The organism is Streptomyces sp. NPDC048507, from assembly GCF_043199995.1.
Lineage (GTDB): Bacteria > Actinomycetota > Actinomycetes > Streptomycetales > Streptomycetaceae > Streptomyces.
Genome location: NZ_JBICWZ010000001.1, coordinates 100,558 through 118,347, shown reverse-complemented (window position 1 = coordinate 118,347; position 17,790 = coordinate 100,558). Strand labels below are relative to the sequence as shown.

At 74.7% G+C, this 17,790-nt stretch carries 16 protein-coding genes; 3 read left to right on the top strand and 13 right to left on the bottom strand.

Translation table 11 applies throughout. From position 1 onward, the window contains the following. Nucleotides 1-79: 79 nt before the first annotated feature. Nucleotides 80-1,078 (top strand): glutathione S-transferase family protein, encoded by a 999-nt coding sequence (locus ACGFXC_RS00550; protein ID WP_393708096.1) that lies wholly within the window; start codon nucleotides 80-82, stop codon nucleotides 1,076-1,078. Between the two features lie 14 nt (nucleotides 1,079-1,092). Here ACGFXC_RS00550 and ACGFXC_RS00545 read toward each other — a convergent pair whose 3' ends face one another. The 7 genes from ACGFXC_RS00545 to ACGFXC_RS00515 all read right to left on the bottom strand — a co-directional run bounded on the left by ACGFXC_RS00545 (nucleotide 1,093) and on the right by ACGFXC_RS00515 (nucleotide 8,518). Next, nucleotides 1,093-2,094 (bottom strand): TIGR03842 family LLM class F420-dependent oxidoreductase, encoded by a 1,002-nt coding sequence (locus ACGFXC_RS00545; protein WP_393708094.1) that lies wholly within the window; start codon nucleotides 2,092-2,094, stop codon nucleotides 1,093-1,095. 54 nt (nucleotides 2,095-2,148) lie between these two features. After that, complete coding sequence (gene hydA / locus ACGFXC_RS00540) at nucleotides 2,149-3,549, bottom strand: dihydropyrimidinase (protein WP_393708092.1); 1,401 nt, start codon at nucleotides 3,547-3,549, stop codon at nucleotides 2,149-2,151. A gap of 21 nt (nucleotides 3,550-3,570) precedes the next feature. Then, nucleotides 3,571-4,866: an aspartate aminotransferase family protein gene (locus ACGFXC_RS00535; RefSeq protein WP_393708090.1), complete on the bottom strand. Its 1,296-nt coding sequence runs from the start codon at nucleotides 4,864-4,866 to the stop codon at nucleotides 3,571-3,573. Then, nucleotides 4,863-5,705, bottom strand: coding sequence for a nitrilase-related carbon-nitrogen hydrolase (locus tag ACGFXC_RS00530; protein ID WP_393708088.1), 843 nt, complete (start codon nucleotides 5,703-5,705; stop codon nucleotides 4,863-4,865). Before ACGFXC_RS00530 ends, ACGFXC_RS00535 begins: the two co-directional genes overlap by 4 nt. Nucleotides 5,706-5,874: 169 nt before the next feature. After that, nucleotides 5,875-7,614: a hypothetical protein gene (locus ACGFXC_RS00525; RefSeq protein WP_393708086.1), complete on the bottom strand. Its 1,740-nt coding sequence runs from the start codon at nucleotides 7,612-7,614 to the stop codon at nucleotides 5,875-5,877. 333 nt (nucleotides 7,615-7,947) lie between these two features. Continuing rightward, the gene (locus ACGFXC_RS00520; RefSeq protein WP_393708084.1) at nucleotides 7,948-8,097 is read right to left on the bottom strand and encodes a hypothetical protein; all 150 of its coding nucleotides are present in this window, start codon (nucleotides 8,095-8,097) and stop codon (nucleotides 7,948-7,950) included. 169 nt (nucleotides 8,098-8,266) lie between these two features. Next, nucleotides 8,267-8,518, bottom strand: a complete 252-nt coding sequence (locus ACGFXC_RS00515) for a helix-turn-helix transcriptional regulator (protein WP_351819369.1) — start codon at nucleotides 8,516-8,518, stop codon at nucleotides 8,267-8,269. A gap of 66 nt (nucleotides 8,519-8,584) precedes the next feature. Here ACGFXC_RS00515 and map point away from each other — a divergent pair, with 66 nt between their 5' ends. After that, nucleotides 8,585-9,352 (top strand): type I methionyl aminopeptidase, encoded by a 768-nt coding sequence (map, locus tag ACGFXC_RS00510; protein WP_393708082.1) that lies wholly within the window; start codon nucleotides 8,585-8,587, stop codon nucleotides 9,350-9,352. Nucleotides 9,353-9,355: 3 nt separating this feature from the next. Here the strand turns inward: map and ggt are convergent, their stop codons facing one another. Beyond that, entirely contained in the window at nucleotides 9,356-11,155 is a 1,800-nt protein-coding gene (gene ggt, locus ACGFXC_RS00505) for a gamma-glutamyltransferase (RefSeq protein ID WP_393708080.1), read from the bottom strand. 101 nt (nucleotides 11,156-11,256) lie between these two features. Here ggt and ACGFXC_RS00500 point away from each other — a divergent pair, with 101 nt between their 5' ends. Next, nucleotides 11,257-11,982 carry a hypothetical protein gene (locus tag ACGFXC_RS00500; RefSeq protein ID WP_393708078.1) on the top strand — a complete coding sequence of 242 codons (726 nt, stop codon included), beginning with the start codon at nucleotides 11,257-11,259 and terminating at the stop codon, nucleotides 11,980-11,982. Here the strand turns inward: ACGFXC_RS00500 and ACGFXC_RS00495 are convergent. The 5 genes from ACGFXC_RS00495 to murJ all read right to left on the bottom strand — a co-directional run bounded on the left by ACGFXC_RS00495 (nucleotide 11,942) and on the right by murJ (nucleotide 17,756). After that, the gene (locus tag ACGFXC_RS00495) at nucleotides 11,942-13,210 is read right to left on the bottom strand and encodes a cytochrome P450 (protein WP_393708077.1); all 1,269 of its coding nucleotides are present in this window, start codon (nucleotides 13,208-13,210) and stop codon (nucleotides 11,942-11,944) included. The genes ACGFXC_RS00500 and ACGFXC_RS00495 overlap by 41 nt on opposite strands. 121 nt (nucleotides 13,211-13,331) lie before the next feature. Next, entirely contained in the window at nucleotides 13,332-13,811 is a 480-nt protein-coding gene (locus ACGFXC_RS00490) for a hypothetical protein (RefSeq protein WP_393708075.1), read from the bottom strand. A gap of 104 nt (nucleotides 13,812-13,915) precedes the next feature. Then, entirely contained in the window at nucleotides 13,916-15,361 is a 1,446-nt protein-coding gene (locus ACGFXC_RS00485; protein WP_393708074.1) for an ATP-binding protein, read from the bottom strand. Between the two features lie 10 nt (nucleotides 15,362-15,371). Then, on the bottom strand, nucleotides 15,372-16,052 hold the full coding sequence (locus tag ACGFXC_RS00480) for a response regulator (RefSeq protein ID WP_393708072.1): 681 nt from the start codon (nucleotides 16,050-16,052) through the stop codon (nucleotides 15,372-15,374). A 39-nt stretch (nucleotides 16,053-16,091) separates the two neighbouring features. Further along, nucleotides 16,092-17,756, bottom strand: coding sequence for a murein biosynthesis integral membrane protein MurJ (gene murJ, locus ACGFXC_RS00475; RefSeq protein ID WP_393708070.1), 1,665 nt, complete (start codon nucleotides 17,754-17,756; stop codon nucleotides 16,092-16,094). Nucleotides 17,757-17,790 lie beyond the last annotated feature (34 nt).

The window sequence follows — 17,790 nt, the reverse complement described above, 5'->3', positions numbered from 1 at the left end:
CGCCGGGGCCGGGACGAGCGGCGCCGGAGCCCCGGTGGAGCGGCCGCTCGCCACCCCGGTTCCTGGGTAGGGCCCGGGGATGAGTGACGTACGCCCCGGCAAGGGGTACACCCGCGACAGCCGCTACATCACCACCCGGATCACCGCCGACGGCCGCGACGGCTTCCCGGTGGAGCCCGGCCGCTACCGTCTCGTGGTCAGCCGGGCCTGCCCCTGGGCGCACCGCGCGGTGATCGTCCGGCGCCTCCTGGGGCTGGAGGAGGCGCTACCCATGGCCGTCGCCGGACCGACGCACGACAAGCGGAGCTGGACCTTCGACCTCGACCCGGACGGCCGCGACCCGGTGCTGGGGATAGAGCGGCTCCAGGAGGCCTACTTCGCCCGCGACCCCGGCTACGACCGGGGCATCACCGTGCCCGCGATCGTGGACGTGCCGAGCGGCGAGGTGGTCACCAACGACTACGCGCAGATCACCGCCGACCTGTCGCTGGAGTGGACCGCGCACCACCGCGCCGGGGCCCCGCAGCTGTATCCGGCGGCGCTGCGGCCGGAGATCGACGCGGTCAACGAGGGGATCTACGCGGACGTGAACAACGGTGTGTACCGCACCGGGTTCGCCACCTCGCAGGAGGCGTACGAGGAGGCGTACGCTCGCCTCTTCGCCCGCCTCGACCTGCTCTCCGAGCGGCTGGAGCGCTCCCGCTACCTCGTCGGCGAGACGATCACCGAGGCGGACGTGTGGCTGTTCACCTCGCTCGTGCGCTTCGACGCCGTCTACCACGGCCACTTCAAGTGCAACCGGCACAAGCTGAGCGAGATGCCGGTGCTCTGGGCGTACGCGCGGGACCTGTTCCAGACGCCCGGCTTCGGGGACACGGTCGACTTCGGCCACATCAAGGAGCACTTCTACGTCGTCCACGGCCACATCAACCCGTCCGGGATCGTGCCCGCGGGCCCCGACCCGTCGGGCTGGCTCGCGCCGCACGGCCGGGCGGCGCTGGGCGGGCGGCCGTTCGGCGACGGCACCCCGCCCGGTCCCCCGTCCCCCGCCGAGGCCGTGCCCCCGCAGCGGCGCTGACGCCGGCGGCGGTGTCAGCCGCCCACCGCCGGGATGACGTGCTGTCCGTAGGCGTCGATCACCGCCTCCTTCGCGTCGTGCATGTCGTACACGGCGAACTGGTCGACGCCCAGGTCCCGCAGGGTGCGCAGCTTCTCGATGTGGGCCTCGACCGGGCCCAGCAGGCAAAAGCGGTCGACGATCTCGTCGGGGACGAAGTCGGCGGACGGGTTCCCGGTGCGGCCGTGGTGGCTGTAGTCGTAGCCCTGGCGTGCCTTGACGTACTCGGTGAGGGCGTCCGGGACCATGCCGGAGTGCTCGCCGTAGCGGGAGACGAGGTCGGCGACGTGGTTGCCGACCATGCCGCCGAACCAGCGGCACTGGTCGCGGGCGTGCGCGAGGTCGTCGCCGACGTAGGCCGGGGCCGCCACGCAGATGGTGATCGCGTCCGGGTCGCGGCCCGCCGCCGCGGCCGCGTCGCGGACCGATCTGACCATCCACTCGGTGAGGAAGGGGTCGGCGAGCTGGAGGATGAAGCCGTCCGCCTTCTGCCCGGCCAGGGCGAGGGCCTTCGGCCCGTACGCGGCCATCCAGACGGGCAGCTTCCCGTCGGTGATCCAGGGGATCCGGATGGGATTGCCGTCGACCTCGGCCTCGCGGCCCTCGGCGAGGTCGCGGATGACGTCGATGGCCTCGCCGAGCCGGGCGAGGGTGTTGGGGGCCCGGCCGGCGACCCGCATCGCCGAGTCCCCGCGGCCGATCCCGCAGACGGTGCGGTTGCCGTACATGTCGTTGAGGGTGGCGAAGGTGGAGGCGGTGACCTCCCAGGTGCGGGTGCCCGGGTTGGTGACCATCGGGCCGAGGCGCAGCTTCCGGGTGTTGGCCAGGATCTGGCTGTAGATGACGAACGGCTCCTGCCACAGCACGGCGGAGTCGAAGGTCCAGCCGTAGCGGAAGCCGTTGCGCTCGGCGCGCTTCATGAGGCTGACGACCGCCGAGGCGGGCGGGTCGGTCTGCAGGACGAGGCCGAAGTCCATGCGTCGCTCCTTGCTGGGGAGTGCGGGTGCCGGGGCGTGCGGGCCCCGGCACCGCTAGAGGTACTGACAGGTGGAGCGGTGGACGAAGGAGCCGTGCCCCGCGTGGCCGGTGTACTCGCGCCGGTCGATGACGAGTTCGCCGCGCGAGAGGACCGTATCGACCCGTCCGGTGATCCGCCTGCCCTCGTACGCCGAGTAGTCCACGTTCATGTGGTGCGTCTCGGCGGAGATGACCTGCTCGGCGTGCGGATCGTAGAGGACGACGTCGGCGTCGGCGCCCGGTGCGATGGTGCCCTTGCGGGGGTAGAGGCCGAACATCCGGGCCGGGGTCGCGCAGGCGATCTCGATCCAGCGGCGGCGGCTGATGTGCCCGTCCAGGACGGCCTGGTGGAGGAGGTCCATCCGGTTCTCCACCCCCGGCAGCCCGTTGGGGATCTTGGAGAAGTCCCCGCGGCCCAGCTCCTTCTGACCCCGGAAACAGAACGGACAGTGGTCGGTCGAGACCACCTGGAGGTCGTTCGTCCGCAGGCCCCGCCACAGCGCCGCCTGATGCTCGCGGGGGCGCAGCGGGGTGGAGCAGACGTACTTGGCGCCCTGGAAGTCGGGCTCCTCCAGGTTGTCGGTGGACAGGAACAGGTACTGCGGGCAGGTCTCCCCGAAGACGGGCAGCCCCTTGTCACGGGCGGCGGCCAGCTCGGCGACGGCTTCGTCGGCCGAGACGTGCACGACGTACAGCGGGGCTCCGGCGACCCGGGCCAGCTGGATCGCGCGGTGGGTGGCCTCGGCTTCGAGGAGGACCTTGCGGACCTCGCCGTGGTGGCGGGGGTCGGTCTCCCCGCGCGCCAGGGCCTGCTCGATGAGCACGTCGATGGCGATCCCGTTCTCGGCGTGCATCATGATCAGCCCGCCGTTGCCGGAGGCCCGCTGCATGGCGCGCAGGATCTGCCCGTCGTCCGAGTAGAAGACCCCGGGGTAGGCCATGAAGAGCTTGAAGGAGCTGATGCCCTCTTCGACGAGCGCGTCCATCTCCTTGAGCGTGCGCTCGTTGACGTCCGACACGATCATGTGGAAGCCGTAGTCGATCGCGCAGTTGCCGTCGGCCTTGGCGTACCAGGTGTCGAGCCCCTCGCGCAGGGAACGGCCCACGCCCTGCACGGCGAAGTCGACGATGGTGGTGGTGCCGCCCCAGGCGGCGGCGCGGGTGCCCGTCTCGAAGGTGTCCGAGGCGGCGGTGCCGCCGAAGGGGAGCTCCATGTGGGTGTGCGCGTCGACCCCGCCCGGGATGACGTACTTCCCGCTCGCGTCGATGGTGCGTTCGGCGGTCCAGACGTCGGCGGCGGCCGAACCGTGTGCGGCGAGGGCCGCGATCCGGCCGTCCTCGATGAGGACGTCCGCGTGGAGCTCGTCGGCGGCGGTGATGACCAGGCCGCCGCGGATCAGCGTGCGCGTGCTCATGGAACTCCCCTACGGACTGGACTACCGGATGCTGCGGAGGGCCTCTTCGAGGATCTCGGCGCCCTCTTCCGCCTCGGCGACGGTGAGGGAGAGCGGCGGCGCGATGCGCAGCACGCTGGTGTCGTGGCCGCCGCCCTTGCCGAGCAGCAGGCCGCCGGCGCGAGCGGCCTCCAGGACGGCGGCGGCCGCCTGCGGGTCGGCGTCGTCGGTACCGGGCTTCGTCAGCTCCAGTCCGGCCATCAGGCCCCGGCCGCGGACCTCCCGTACGGCGGGCACGGCGGCGCAGACGGCGCGCAGCCGTTCCAGCAGCAGGCCGCCGACGCGGCGGGCGTTGCCCTGGAGGTCGTGCTCCTGGAGGTACGCGAGGTTCGCGAGGCCGGCCGCCATGGTGACCGGGGAGCCGCCGAAGGTGGAGATGGAGTTCGAGTCGAGGCAGTTCATCACCTCGGAACGGGCCACGACCCCGCCGATGGACATGCCGTTGCCGATGCCCTTGGCGAAGGTGAGGATGTCCGGGGGGCCGTTCTGGGCGTGGGCCTGCCAGCCCCAGAAGTGCTCCCCGGTACGGCCCCAGCCGGTCTGGACCTCGTCGCTGATCCAGAGGATGCCGTGCCGGTCGAGGACCTCGCGGAAGGCTCCGTAGAGCCCGTCGGGCGGGGAGGTGAACCCGCCGACGCCCTGGATGGGTTCGGCGATGAGCGCGGCCACTCCCCCGCGCGCCTGGCCCAGCAGGTCCTCCAGGTCGGCGACGGCCGCGGCGGTGAAGGCGGTGTCGTCGAGGTGGGCGAAGGGGCCGCGGGTGCGGACGGCGCCGTGCACGTAGTACGTCTGGAGCGGGGACAGGCTCGTCGGGGACCAGCCCTTGTTGCCGGTGATCGAGACGGTGGAGAAGGACCGGCCGTGGTAGCTGTTGCGCATCGCCAGGATCTGGTTGGAGCGCCGGTACGTCGTCGCGAGCAGCAGGGCGGTGTCGTTGGCCTCCGTGCCGGAGGTGGTGAAGAAGACCCGGGCGTCGGGGATGCCGGAGAGGGCGGCGACCCGTTCGGCCAGCTCGATCATCGGCCGGTTCAGGTACAGGGTGGAGGAGTGGATGATCCGCCCGGCCTGTTCGGAGACGGCCTTGGTGACCTCGGGGAGGGCGTGGGCGGTCATCGTGGTGAGGATGCCGCCGAAGAAGTCGAGGTAGCGGTTGCCGTCGGCGTCCCAGACGTGGCGCCCCTCGCCGTGGGTGAGCTCGATGGGGCGGTCGTAGTAGAGCGCGAGCCAGTCGGGCAGGACGGTGGCGTGGCGGCTGTGCAGGGGAATGGGGTTGGTCACGGCTGTACGAGTCCTCCGTAGGCGTCGGGGCGGCGGTCGCGGTAGAAGGCCCACTGGTCGCGGACCTCCTTGATCAGGTCGAAGTCGAGGTCCCGGACCAGGAGTTCCTCCTCCTTGTCGCTGGCGACCTCGCCGACGAACTGGCCGCGCGGGTCGACGAAGTAGCTGGTGCCGTAGAAGTCGTTGTCGCCGTACTCCTCCTGGCCGACGCGGTTGATGGCGGCGACGAAGTACTCGTTGGCGACGGCGGAGGCGGGCTGCTCCAGCTGCCACAGGTACGCGGACAGGCCCCGGGAGGTGGCGGACGGGTTGTAGACCAGCTGGGCGCCGGCCAGGCCGAGCGCGCGCCAGCCCTCGGGGAAGTGGCGGTCGTAGCAGATGTAGACGCCGATCTTGCCGACGGCGGTGTCGAAGACGGGCCAGCCGAGGTTGCCCGGACGGAAGTAGTACTTCTCCCAGAAGCCCTTGACCTGGGGGATGTGGTGCTTGCGGTACTTGCCGAGGTAGCTGCCGTCGGCGTCGATGACGGCGGCGGTGTTGTAGTAGAAGCCCTCGGACTCCAGCTCGAAGACCGGTACGACGATCACCATGCCGGTCTCGCGGGCCAGTTCGCGCATCCGGCTGACGGTGGGGCCGTCGGGGACCGCCTCGGCCCAGCGGTAGTGCTCGGGCTCCTGGACCTGGCAGAAGTACGGGGCGTTGAACACCTCCTGGAAGCCGATGACCTTCGCGCCCTGGGCGGCCGCCCGGCGGGCGTGCTCCTCGTGCTTGGCGATCATCGACTCGGTGTCCCCGGTCCAGGTGGCCTGGACGAGTGCGGCGCGGACGACTTGGGCCATGAGCTGCTCCTCGCGACGGTAACGCCGACTTCTACGCACGTAGACGGTGTGCGTAGGGAGTCGAAGGTAGGCCTCGTCACAGCGCGGGGCAAGACCACCCTGCGCGGTTGGAGTAGTCGATCAAGTTACGTCGCCACGCGGTCGTTTGCGGTCAGCAGACGGGCGCGGTTCAGCTCGCCGGGACCCCCGCCACGCGCAGGGCGTGCGCCAGGTCGCGGTGCCGGGTGCCGGGCACGGCACGGGCCTGTGCCAGCAGCCGGGGCGCGAACCAGTGCGGGTCGCGGCGGGCGAGGGCGGCCGCCTCCTCGGCGGTGCGCAGCCGGACGAAGGCCCCGAGCAGGGCGTCGACCTCCCGCTCCCGGCCGGCGGCGCCGAGGGCGAGGGCGGCTTCGGCGACCTCGACGGCGGGGCGGGCCACGCCCTGGCGCAGCAGCCCGTCGCGGTCGGCGTCCCGGCCGGCCGCGCCGAGGGCGGCGGCCGCGGCGGCGAGCCGCTCGGGCGGGAGCGAGGCCGCCTCCCAGAGCAGGGTGGCCCAGTCGGCGGCCAGCCCGGCGCGGCCGAGGCCCTCGGCGAGGGCGGGCAGGTGGGCGGCGGGCCAGGCGGCGGCCTCGCACAGCAGGGCGTGCGCCTCGCCGGTCCGCCCTTGCTCCCGCAGGGCCGCCAGCTCGGCGACGAACCCCGGCCGGGGCCCGGCGCCGCCGTCCCCGCCGCCCGCGGGCCCGGGGCCCCCGTCCGCGTCCTCCCGCCGCGGGACGGCCGCAGCGGGCACGGCCCCGGCGAACCGGGCCCCCCGGGGCGCGGGAAGCGACCCCCCGCCGGGCAGAACCATGCCGCCCGCGACCGCCGGGGCCGGGTGCGTCGGGACCGGGTGCGCCGGGGCCTGGCCGAACGGGGCCGGTCCGGGCTGGGCCGCAGGCATCGGGGCCGGGCCGGACGGGGCCGGTCCAGGCTGGGCTGCCTGCGTCCGGGCTGAGCTGGCCGGCGCCGCGTGCATCGGGGCCAGGCCGGACGGAGCCGCCTGCGTCGGGACCCCGCCGGTCGGAACCGCACCGATCGGAGCCGCATGCGTTGGGGCCTGGCCGACCGGCGCCGGCTGCGTCAGGACCTGGCCGGTCGGGGCCGGGTGCGTCAGGGCCTGGCCGGTCGGGGCCGGGTGCGTCAGGGCCTGGCCGGTCGGGGCCGGGTGCGTCAGGGCCTGGCCGGTCGGGGCCGGGGCGGCCGGGGCCGGGTGCGTCGGGGCCGGGGCCGGGTGCGGCGGGGTCGGGGCCGGGTGCGGCGGGGCCGGGGTGGTCGGGGCCGGGGAGCGGGCGCCGGCCGAGCGGCGCGTTCCGCGCAGCCACCGGCCCTCGGCCCGCCCGACCGGCGGCCGTCCGGGCCCCCCGGCTCCCGCCAGCGGCTCGCGCCCGCGCGGGGCGTCGTACGGGGGCGGGTCGAGGGGGCCGCGCTGGGCCGGGACGGCGGGCAGGGGGTGGGGCAGGGCGCGCAGCCGGGCGGTCAGGTCCGCCTGCCGGGCGGCGGCGCGGGCGGCGTCGTCGTGGGTCCAGGCCAGCTCCCGGGACAGGGCGGCCGCCTCCTCGGGGTCGCGGGCGCCGTCCAGCCGCAGCGTCAGGCCGCGCAGGGCCGTCTCCGCGGCGGCCCGCTCCCCGGCGGCCGCGCCGAGCAGGGCGCGCAGTTCGCGGTCCCCGCCCGGCACCGCGTCCCACGCGGCGACGGCGGCCGCCCTCAGCCCGGCGGCGTACGCGGCCTCCCGGGCCGTGTCCCCGGGATCCCCCGGCAGGTCCCCGAGCAGCGACTCCAGCACGTCCCACGGCGGCATCGCCACCCCGTCGAGGCAGGCCCGCACGCCCTCCGGGTCCCGCCGCAGGAACTCTCCGTACCAGCCCGCCGCGGGATCCAGCCTCCGCGTCAACTCCCGAACGTATGCGACCAATTGCCCGATCGCCAGCGCAGTCGGCGTCTCCATCCCCGCATTGCATCCCACCCGCGTTACGGGCGGGCTACGGGAATCTCAAAGCTTGACGGCGGTCCGGCGCGGGCCGGCCGGCGCCGCGGCTGTGGCCGGTGCCGACCTCGCGGGAGGCCGGCGAGCCGTTCGCGGGGATGGCCCCGGCCGCGTCCGCCGAGCCGCGGGCGGGCTACCGGGTGGTGCGCACGGAACGGCTGGACTCCGTACGGGATCGGGTGCCGCGGGCCGCGGAGCCCGCGGGGACGGGGCGGCGACCCGCGAGGCGCCCACCTGACGTCAGGCCCTCCCGGACGGCCGCGGCCGGGCCGCCTTGCCCGCTCCGTCGCTGCGCGCCTGCCCGTCGGGGGCGGCGCAGGCGGCGAGCAGCAGGCCCGCCGCGAGCAGGGCGCCGAGGAGTCCGAGACCGATCCGCTGGGCTGCGTTCATGGTTGCCACGGCTTGACCTGTGCCCCGCGCCGGTCCGCTCCCCACGCCGTTTGGGCCGATCGGCCGCCGGACACGCCCCGGACCGGCGCCGGCCGGACGGCCGGGCGGACGGCCGGGCGGACGGCCGGGCGGACGGCCGGGCGGACGGCCGGGCGGACGGCCGGGCGGCTCAGACGGGGACGAGGGCGCAGCGGCGGACGACCTCGTCGAGCGAGAGGCCGAGGGCCGCGGCGAGGGCGGTGACGGTGAAGAAGGCGGGGGTGGGGGCCCGGCCGGTTTCGATCTTGCGCAGGGTTTCGGCGGAGAGTCCGGCGGCGGCCGCGACCTCGACCATGCTGCGGCCCGCCCGGGCCTCTCGGAGGAGGGCGCCCAGACGCTCGCCGCGCTCGCGCTCTTCGGGTGTCAACGGGGTGCGGACCATGCGCCCATCCTACCCACCCGACCCCAATAACTATCCCGGTAAAGTTATACCGGTATAGTTATTGGCATGGTGAAGCTGAAGACGGACGAAGCGATCGAACAGATGCGGGCCCCGGGCCGGGTGGTCGCGCGGGCCCTGGCCGCCGTACGGGAGGCCGCGGGGGTCGGGGTCGGCCTGCGGGAACTCGACGCGGTGGCCCACGATGTCCTGCGCGGAGCCGGGGCCTCCTCCCCCTTCCTGGGCTACCGGCCGTCCTTCGCGCCGGTGCCCTTCCCCGCGGTGCTGTGCGTATCCGTCAACGACGCGATCGTGCACGGCGTCCCCGACGACTACCGGCTGCGCGACGGCGACCTCGTCAGCGCCGACTTCGGGGCGCAGCTCGGCGGCTGGTGCGGCGACTCCGCCGTCAGCTTCACCGTCGGCCGGGCCCGCCCCGCCGACCTGCGGCTGATCGCGACGGCCGAGGCCGCCCTCGCGGCCGGCATCGCCGCCGCCGTGCCCGGCAACCGCGTCGGCGACATCGCCCACGCCGTCGGCACCGTCTGCCGCGCCGCCGGCTACGGCATCCCGGACGGCTTCGGCGGCCACGGCATCGGCCGCGCCATGCACGAGGATCCGGGCGTCCCCAACGAGGGCCCGCCGGGACGCGGCACCAAGCTGCGCCCCGGCATGGTCCTCGCGATCGAGCCGATGGTGATCGCGGGCGGCACGGACGACTACACCTGCGATCCGGACGGCTGGACCCTGCGCACCGTCGACGGCAGCCGCGCCGCCCACGCGGAGCACACGGTCGCGATCACCGCAGACGGCCCGAGGATCCTCACCGCCCTGTGAGCCCTACGGCCTCCCGGACGGACGGACGACCATCGCAGCACCGCCGCCCCGCCGGGTGGGTTCGGCGGCGGCCAGCCAGCGGCCGTCCGGCAGCCGCTCGACGCCGGTGGCGGCGCCGATCTCCGGGTTCTGCCGGAAGCCCTGGCCCAGGGCCTCCAGTTCGGCGCGCGACGGGCTGTTCCACAGGCCCGGTTCCAGCTCGGTGGTGGTCTGGTTGCGCTGGCTGGCGCGGGGCGCGGCGATGGCGTCGACCAGCGGCAGCCCCCGGTCCAGCCGGCCGAGCAGGGTCTGCAGGACGGTGGTGATGATGGTGGCGCCACCCGGGGAGCCGACGGCCAGGACCGGGCGGCCGTCCTTCAGGACGATCGTCGGGGACATCGAGGAGCGCGGGCGCTTGCCCGGACCGGGCAGGTTCGGATCCGGCACGCCGGGGACGGCCGGGGCGAAGGAGAAGTCCGTCAGCTCGTTGTTGAGCAGGAAGCCGCGCCCGGGGACGGTGATGGCGCTGCCGCCGGTGGACTCGATGGTCAGGGTGTAGGAGACCACGTTGCCCCAACGGTCGGCGACCGTCAGGTGCGTGGTGTTCTCCCCCTCGTAGGTGGTCGGGGCGGCCGCGCCCGCGGTGGCGCAGGGGGCCGGGTGGCGGGGGTCGCCGGGGGCCAGCGGGCTGGTCAGGGCCCGGTCGGGGCGGATCAGGCAGGCGCGCGCGTCGGCGAACTTCTGGGAGAGCAGCTCGCGCGTCGGGACGTCCTCGGCGGCCGGATCACCGACCCAGCGGCCGCGGTCGGCGAAGGCGATCCGGGAGGCCTCGATGTAGCGGTGCAGGTACTGGGACTCGGACAGCTTCGAGAGGTCCGTGCGCTCCAGGATGTTCAGCGCCTCGCCGACCGTGGTGCCGCCGGAGGAGGAGGGCGCCATGCTGTACACGTCCAGGCCCCGGTACCCGACCCGGGTGGGCGCCTGCCGTTCGGTGCCGTAGGCGCGCAGGTCCTCGGTGGTCAGGTCGCCGGAGCGCACCACGCGGGTGGCGGCCGGGTCGACGGGGGGCCTGCGGACCGCCCGGACGATGTCCTCGGCGAGCGGGCCCCGGTAGAGCGCGCCGACGCCCTTGCGGGCGAGTTCGGCGTAGGTGGCGGCCAGGTCGGGGTTCTTGAAGGTGGAGCCGACCACGGGCAGCCGTCCGCCCGGCAGGAACAGCTCGCGGGTGGCGGGGAAGTCCTTGAAGCGGTCCTGGTTCAGCTCGGTCTGGGCCCGGAAGGTGGCGTCCACGGTGAAGCCGTCGCGGGCGAGCTTCTCGGCGGGGCGCAGCAACTGGCCGAGCGGCCGGGTGCCCCACGCGTCCAGGGCGCTCTTCCAGGTGGCGGGGGTGCCGGGCACGCCGACGGAGCGGCCGCTGGTCTGGCCCTCCTCGAAGGGGATCGGGACGCCGTTGTCCTGGAACAGGGTGGCGGTGGCGCTCCTGGGCGCGGTCTCGCGGCCGTCGATGGTGTGGACGCTGCGGGCGGCGGCGTCGTAGTAGACGAAGTAGCCGCCCCCGCCGATCCCCGCCGAGTAGGGCTCGGTGACGCCCAGCGCGGCGGCCGCGGCCACGGCGGCGTCCACGGCGTTGCCGCCCGCCTTCAGCACCGCGATCCCGGCGGCGGAGGCGTCGGCGTCGACGGTGGCGACGGCCCCGCCGTAGCCCGCCGCCACCGGGACCTTGGGCGGGGCGGCGGCGTCCGGGGGCGGGGCGGCGGCCCCGGTCGAGACGAGCGCCCCGGCGAGGGCGACGAGCGCTAACTTTCGTGCGTCGGGACGGCGCATCCGGTTCCTCCAGTCGACGGTCTGTCAGACCTGCGAGGCGCAGCGTAACTTCAGGGAACCGCCCGCGTCAGGACGGCCGGGCGGCGGCTACCATCCGCCGCATGAACGACGACGTGCGCAACATCGTGCTCGGGGTGGTGGCCACTGCCGTCAGCGGCGGGTTCGGCTGGTTCGCCCGGACCTATCTGTGGCGCCGCGACCTGCGCCGCAAGCAGGCGTTCTTCGGGCTGCCGACGGGCTCCGACTGCGTGTTCGTGGCCAACCGCCAGATGGGCGGCAAGGAGTCCTCCCTGCACCGCAGCGACGCCTTCGCGCTGCTGGAGATATCCGCCCTGATCAAGGACTGCGGGGCGACGGTCCAGGTGATCACCCATGACGGCGCCCGCCAGGGCTTCGGCGAGCGCGCCGAGTTCTGCGTCGGCGGGCCCGCCTCCAACCTCCGTACGACCGCCCACCTGACCTCCCTGCTCCCGGGGGTCCGGGTCGGGACGGGGACCGAGCCCGGTCCCGAACGGGGGGCGATCAGCGTCGGCGGGCAGACGTACCGGTGGGAGGCGGGGATGCTCGAACACGTGCTGCTGGCCCGGCTGACGACCGAGCGCGGCGCCCGGCCGGTGTTCCTGCTGTCGGGGCAGACGGCCAACAGCAACCAGGCCGCCGCCCGTTACCTGGCCCGGCACCACCGGCGACTGGCCCGTACGTACGGCCGGGACTCCTTCTGCCTGCTGCTGAAGGTCGTCAACTCGGACGCCTACGGGCCGGACGTGACGGAGCTCGTCGCCGATGTCACACGGGCGGCCCGGACACCCGCAGCGGAAGCCGCGTGATCCCGTTGATGAAGTTGGACACCAGCCGGCGCGGCTGACCGGCGAGTTCGGGCGGGGGCAGGGCGCGGCGCCACTCCTCGTGCAGGACGCGCAGCTGGAGGCGGGCGAAGTGGGCGCCCAGGCAGACGTGGGGGCCCTCGCCGAAGGAGACGTGCGGGTTCGGGGAGCGGCCGGGATCGAGCCGGTGCGGATCCTCGAAGACGCGTTCGTCGTGGTTGGCGGAGGCGTGGAAGACGACGACCTTGTCCCCTGCGCGGACCGGCTGCCCGGCGAGTTCGGTGTCGCGGACGGCGGTGCGGCGGAAGCTGAGCACGGGCGGGTGGACGCGCAGGAGTTCCTCGACGGCCCGGTCCGGCGCGGCGTCCCCGTCGGTGATCCGGCGGTAGGCGCCCGGGTCGCGCGCGAGGGCCAGGAGCCCGCCGGGCGCGGCGCTGCGGACGGTGTCGTTCCCCGCGACGGTCAGCAGGAAGAAGAACATCTCCAGTTCGGCGGGGTCGAGCGCGGCCCGGGCGAGGGCGGTCATCACGTCGTCGGCCGGGTGCGTCCGCTTGTGGGCGGCCAGTTCGCGGGCGTACGCGAACATCTCGCCGAGCAGGGCCGGGGAACGCGGGTTCAGCGGCGTGCCGTCGGGGCCCAGCAGCGGCGCCGGGGCGTCCTCGGGGTCCTGGTAGCCGATGATCCGTACGGTCCACTCCAGCAGCAGGGCCCGGTCGGCGGCCGGGACGCCCAGCAGGTCGGTGAGGTTCAGCAGCGCGTACTCGTCGGTGACGGCCCCCACCACGTCGACGGCGCCGTCCACGGCGCGCTCCCGGGCGGCGGCCAGCAGGGAGCGGGCCCGCTCGCGGACCCGGCCCGCGAAGGCGTCGACACGGGCCGGGGTGAAGGCGCGGGAGACCAGGCGGCGGAGCCTGCCGTGCGCGGGCGGGTCCTGGTTGAGCATGGTGGTCCGCAGGAACGGCAGGTCGGCGGGGTCGGGGTCGCGGATCTGGGTGGCGCCGGCCCAGGAGGAGTACGCGGTGTGGTCGCGCAGGACGCGGACGACGTCGGCGTGCCGGGTGACGGCCCAGAACCCGGGCCCGGCGGGCCATCCCCCGATCTCGGGCTCCGCCTGCCAGGAGACGGGGCGGTGGTCGCGCAGCAGCCGGTAGCGGGCGTGCGGGACGCCTTCGGCGTAGAGGCGGGGATCGAAGACGTCGGGGGTGCCGGGGGCTGCCGGGGCGCGGTCCATGGCCACACGGTGGCGCCGCGCGGTCCGCCCCGCAAGGGGGCCCTCCCCGGCGCTCCCCGGCGCTCCCCGGCGGCGGTCCCGCGCCGTGCCGCGTCCGCCGTGCCGCGTCCGCCCGTACCGGTCAGTGACCGGCGTCGCAGCGGGAGGGCTCCAGCGTGGTGTCCGGCCCGTTCACCACCACTTCGGCGGTCGGCTCCGCCGTGGACAGGGCCGTGCACACGAGCTGGCGCAGGCCGAGCGGGTCGAGCGCGGCCACCGGGAACGGAACGCGGACCTCCAGCCGGTCCCGGGCGGCGTAGAAGGCCCTGACGCTGCCGCCGAGCACCCCCTCCACCGGCGGCAGCCTGGTGCCGAGCCCGGCCTCCAGCTCCACCGGCCCGGGCCCGCGCAGCAGCAGTTGCAGGCTGCCCTGCGGGCTGTTGTCCGCGTACTCGGGATCGGGCGCGGGGATCAGGCGGCCCTCGCCCGAGACGAAGTAGGCCATCGGGGTCCGGGAGGGCGCGGCGACCAGGACCCGGGCCGCGGCGCCGCTCTCCACGACCCCGGTGGGCTCGATCCCGCAGCCGGCGACCAGCGGCGGCGCCAGCAGGGCGGCGGTCACGGCCGCGGCGGCGCGGCGTCCCGGCCGGCCGAGGCGCGGGCCGGGGCGTGGACCGGGGCGCGGGCCGGGGCTGGGGCGCGGGCGCCGTCGGGGGACGAACCGGGTCACGCGGTGGCCTCCAGCGGCATGTCGAGGGTGAACACGGCTCCCCCGGCGGGCCCGTTGGCCGCGCTCAGCGTGCCGCCGTGCAGCCGGACGTTCTCCAGGGTGATGGCCAGGCCCAGTCCGCTGCCCGCGGAACGGGTGCGGGCGGCGTCGGCCTTGAAGAACCGGTCGAAGATGTGCGGGAGCACCTCCTCGGAGATCCCGGGACCGCTGTCGGCCACCTCGATGAGCAGCCGCTCCCCGTCGGCGCCGGGGCCGGTGCGCACGGTGATCCGCACGGGCGCGCCGCCGTGCCGCAGGGCGTTGCCGACGAGGTTGGCGAGGACGACGTCGAAGCGGCGCGGGTCGAGCCGGGCGCGGACCTCGTCCGGGAGGTCGGCGCGGACCCGGTCGTCGTCCCAGTGGCGGCGCTCCAGCGTCTTGCGGACGGCCTCGGCCACGTCCACGTCGTCCAGGTTGAGTTCGGCGGCGCGCGCGTCGAAGCGGGAGATCTCCATCAGGTCCTCGACGAGCACGGCCAGTTTCCCCGTCTCCGCGCTGATCAGCCGCAGCGCCTTCGCGGTGTCGGGATCGAGCTGTTCGGCGTCCTCGTCGAGGACCTCGGTGACGGCGAGCATCCCCGCGAGCGGGGTGCGCAGTTCGTGGGAGACGTCGGAGGCGAAGCGGCGGGCCCGGCTCTCGGCCTCGCGCAGTTCGGCCACCGACTGTTCCAGTGCCCCGGCGGTCTCGTTGAAGGTGCGGGCGAGTCCGGCCAGTTCGTCGGCGCCGCGGACTTCGATGCGGGTGTCGAGGCGGCCGCGCCCCATGTTCTGGGCGGCGCGCCGCAGGTTGCGCACGGGCCGCAGGACGCTGCGCGCGGCGAGCAGGGCGGGCACGACGGCGATGGCGAGGCCGGGTATGGCGCCCTGCCGGGCGGCCTGGACCATGGCGTCGACGGTCTGCTGCTCGGTGAGCAGGGGCATGACGGCGTAGAGGACGACGCCGGTGGGTTCGCGCGTGCCGTTGTGGGAGAAGACGGCGGGCATGGCGATGGTCAGGTACGGCTCGCCCCGCTCGTCCTCGACGCGCTGGAAGGCCCCGTGCGGCTGGTCGGCGACCTGGGCGCGCAGGGCGTCGGTGAGGACGGTGCTGGTGGTGGGGGTGACGTTGGAGGAGACCCGCAGGGCGCCGTACTCGGCGTAGACGGTCCAGGGGTGGGGTTTGCCGCGCTTGCCCACCTCGCTGACGACCCGCTGGAGCTGGGCCCGGTCCATCGGCAGGGTCAGCGCCTGCGCCTCCAGCTGGTCGCGCAGGGTGCTGACGGCGGTGTCCTGGCTCTGGGTGAGGACGGCGCTGCGGGCCTGCCGGTAGGTGAGGGCGGCCGTGCTGACCGCGCAGATCGCGGCGACCAGCAGGAAGGCGGCGATCAGCCGGGTGCGCAGCCCGAGCGGCGCGAGGTTTCGCACGTCCGCCGGCCTAGAGCGGTCCGAAGCGGTAGCCGAAGCCCCGCACGGTCTGTATGTAGCGGGGGCTGCCCGCGGGGTCCTCGATCTTGTTGCGCAGCCGGCGCACGCAGGCGTCCACGAGCCGGGCGTCGGCGTGGTAGCTGTGCTCCCAGACGTACTCCAGCAGCTGCTGGCGGGAGAAGACCTGCTCGGGCGAGGCCGACAGGTGGAGCAGGAGCTTGATCTCGCTGGGGGCCAGCGGGACGCGTTCGCCGTTCTTGGCGACGGTCAGTCCGGCGCGGTCGACGGTGAGTTCCGCGTGCTGTTCCACCCCGGGGCGGCCCACCGGATCGCTGAGGCGGCGCAGCACGGCCTTGATGCGCGCTTCGATGATCTCGGTCCGGGCGGGCTTGACGATGTAGTCGTCGGCTCCGGCCTCCAGGCCGACGACGATGTCGAAGTCGTCGCCGCGTGCGGTGAGCATGATGATCGGGACCTCGCTGGTCTCCCGGATCCGGCGGCAGACCTGGACGCCGTTGATGCCGGGCAGCATGAGGTCGAGCAGGACGAGTTCGGGGTGGAAGCCGCCCATGAGGGCGAGACCGGCCTCGCCGGTGTCGGCGGCCCTGACCTCGTGTCCGCGGCGGCGCAGCCCGAGTCCCACTCCTTCCCGGATGGAAGGGTCGTCCTCGATCAGCAGTACGCGTGGCATCCGTTCAGTATCCCAGGGTGTTTCGTACGCCTCCTCCCGCTATCGGCCGCTCTTGCGGCGCAGGGAGTCGAGCAGGTCGGTGATCTCAGTCAGGCGCAGCGGCCCGGCGAGGAGTACGACGAACAGCGCGACCACGATGGTTCCCGCCCCGGCCGTGGCGTAGGAGCCGAGGCCGTCGGCGGCGCGGGCGGCCGCGTAGCCGGCGGCGCCCGCGGGCAGGCAGGCGGCGAGCAGGCGCAGGTGGGTCCCGAGGGCGGTGGCGCGACGGGTCCCCCCGCGCGGGCCGAGCCGGCGGGCGAGGGCGTACGCGGTCACGGCGGCGCCCGCGGCGAAGGCGAGGGCGGTGGCTGCGGCCATGCCGGTCACGGCCCAGCGCGGCGGCAGGAAGAGGTAGGCGGCGTAGGACAGCCCGGCGTTCACGGCGACGACGACCAGGTTGAGGAAGAAGGGGGTCCGGGTGTCGGAGAGGGCGTAGAAGCCGCGGGCGAGGACGTACTGGGCGGAGTAGGCGACGAGGCCGGGGGCGAAGGCGGTCAGCATGCCCGCCATCGCCGTGACGGACGCGGGGTCGTTGTTGCCGTATCCGGCGACGCAGTCCATGAGCCAGGGGGCGAGCGCGGCGAAGAGCACGGCGGCGGGGACGACGAGGGCGGCGCTGGAGCGCAGGGCGTAGGAGACGTCGGCGCGGACCGCCGCGAGGTCGCCGTCGGAGGCGGCGGCGCTCATCCGGGGCATCAGCGCGGTCACGAGGGAGACGGTGACGATGCCCTGCGGCACCACCCACAGCTGGTAGGCGTTGGTGTAGGCGGCGTACCCGGCGCTGCCGAGGTCGTGGCCGACGCCGGTGGAGAGCCGGGTGACCACCCAGTAGGCGATCTGGTTGGCCAGCACGAGCAGCACCAGCCAGCCCGCGTTGCGCAGGGGGCGGGCGAGGCCGCTGCCGCGCCAGTCGAAGCGGGGGCGCCAGCGGAAGCCGGCCGCGCGCAGGGCGGGGACCAGGGCGAGGGCCTGGACCACGATCCCGGCGGTGGTGCCGATGCCGAGCAGGCGGGTCCCGTCGGCGGTGAGGCCCTCGGCGGGGCCGTGGGAGACGTAGAGGAACAGGCCGAAGACACCGATGACGACGAGGTTGTTGAGGACGGGGGTCCACATCATGGCGCCGAACCGGCCCCGGGCGTTCAGCACCTGGCCGAGCAGGGTGAAGAGCCCGTAGAAGAGGATCTGCGGGAGGCAGTACCGGGCCAGGGCGACGGTGGTGTCCTTCTGGGCCCCGCCGTAGGAGGGGGCGTACGTCCCGACGATCAGCGGGGCCGCGAGGACGGCGACGGCGGTGAGGACGAGGAGCGCCACCGTGCAGGCGGTCAGCAGCCGGTCGGTGTACGCGGCGCCGCCGTCGCGGTGTTCCCGGGCGGCGCGCACCAGCTCGGGGACGAAGACGGCGTTGAGGGCGCCGCCGATGAGCAGCATGTAGAGGATGTTCGGGACGGTGTTGGCGACGGTGTAGCCGTCGCCGAGGACCCCGGTGCCGATCGCGGCGACGACCACGGCGGAGCGGACGAAACCGATGGCCCGGGAGACGACGGAGCCGGCCGCCATCAGCGCCCCGCTGCGCAGCACCGAGCCCGCCCGCCCGGGCGTCTCGCCGCGGCGGGCGTCCGGCGGCGCGGCCGCCGCCCCGGGCTCCGTACGGATCGCGCTGTCCATGGGGGGTGCATTCCCTTCACCGGGTCGAAGGTGG

Coding starts and splice junctions, on each gene's coding strand:
- ACGFXC_RS00550 (WP_393708096.1), top strand. CDS start 80: ATGAGTGACGTACGCCCCGGCAAGGGGTACACCCGCGACAGCCGCTAC.
- ACGFXC_RS00545 (WP_393708094.1), bottom strand. CDS start 2,094: ATGGACTTCGGCCTCGTCCTGCAGACCGACCCGCCCGCCTCGGCGGTC.
- hydA (WP_393708092.1), bottom strand. CDS start 3,549: ATGAGCACGCGCACGCTGATCCGCGGCGGCCTGGTCATCACCGCCGCC.
- ACGFXC_RS00530 (WP_393708088.1), bottom strand. CDS start 5,705: ATGGCCCAAGTCGTCCGCGCCGCACTCGTCCAGGCCACCTGGACCGGG.
- ACGFXC_RS00520 (WP_393708084.1), bottom strand. CDS start 8,097: ATGAACGCAGCCCAGCGGATCGGTCTCGGACTCCTCGGCGCCCTGCTC.
- ACGFXC_RS00515 (WP_351819369.1), bottom strand. CDS start 8,518: ATGGTCCGCACCCCGTTGACACCCGAAGAGCGCGAGCGCGGCGAGCGT.
- map (WP_393708082.1), top strand. CDS start 8,585: ATGGTGAAGCTGAAGACGGACGAAGCGATCGAACAGATGCGGGCCCCG.
- ggt (WP_393708080.1), bottom strand. CDS start 11,155: ATGCGCCGTCCCGACGCACGAAAGTTAGCGCTCGTCGCCCTCGCCGGG.
- ACGFXC_RS00500 (WP_393708078.1), top strand. CDS start 11,257: ATGAACGACGACGTGCGCAACATCGTGCTCGGGGTGGTGGCCACTGCC.
- ACGFXC_RS00495 (WP_393708077.1), bottom strand. CDS start 13,210: ATGGACCGCGCCCCGGCAGCCCCCGGCACCCCCGACGTCTTCGATCCC.
- ACGFXC_RS00480 (WP_393708072.1), bottom strand. CDS start 16,052: ATGCCACGCGTACTGCTGATCGAGGACGACCCTTCCATCCGGGAAGGA.
- murJ (WP_393708070.1), bottom strand. CDS start 17,756: ATGGACAGCGCGATCCGTACGGAGCCCGGGGCGGCGGCCGCGCCGCCG.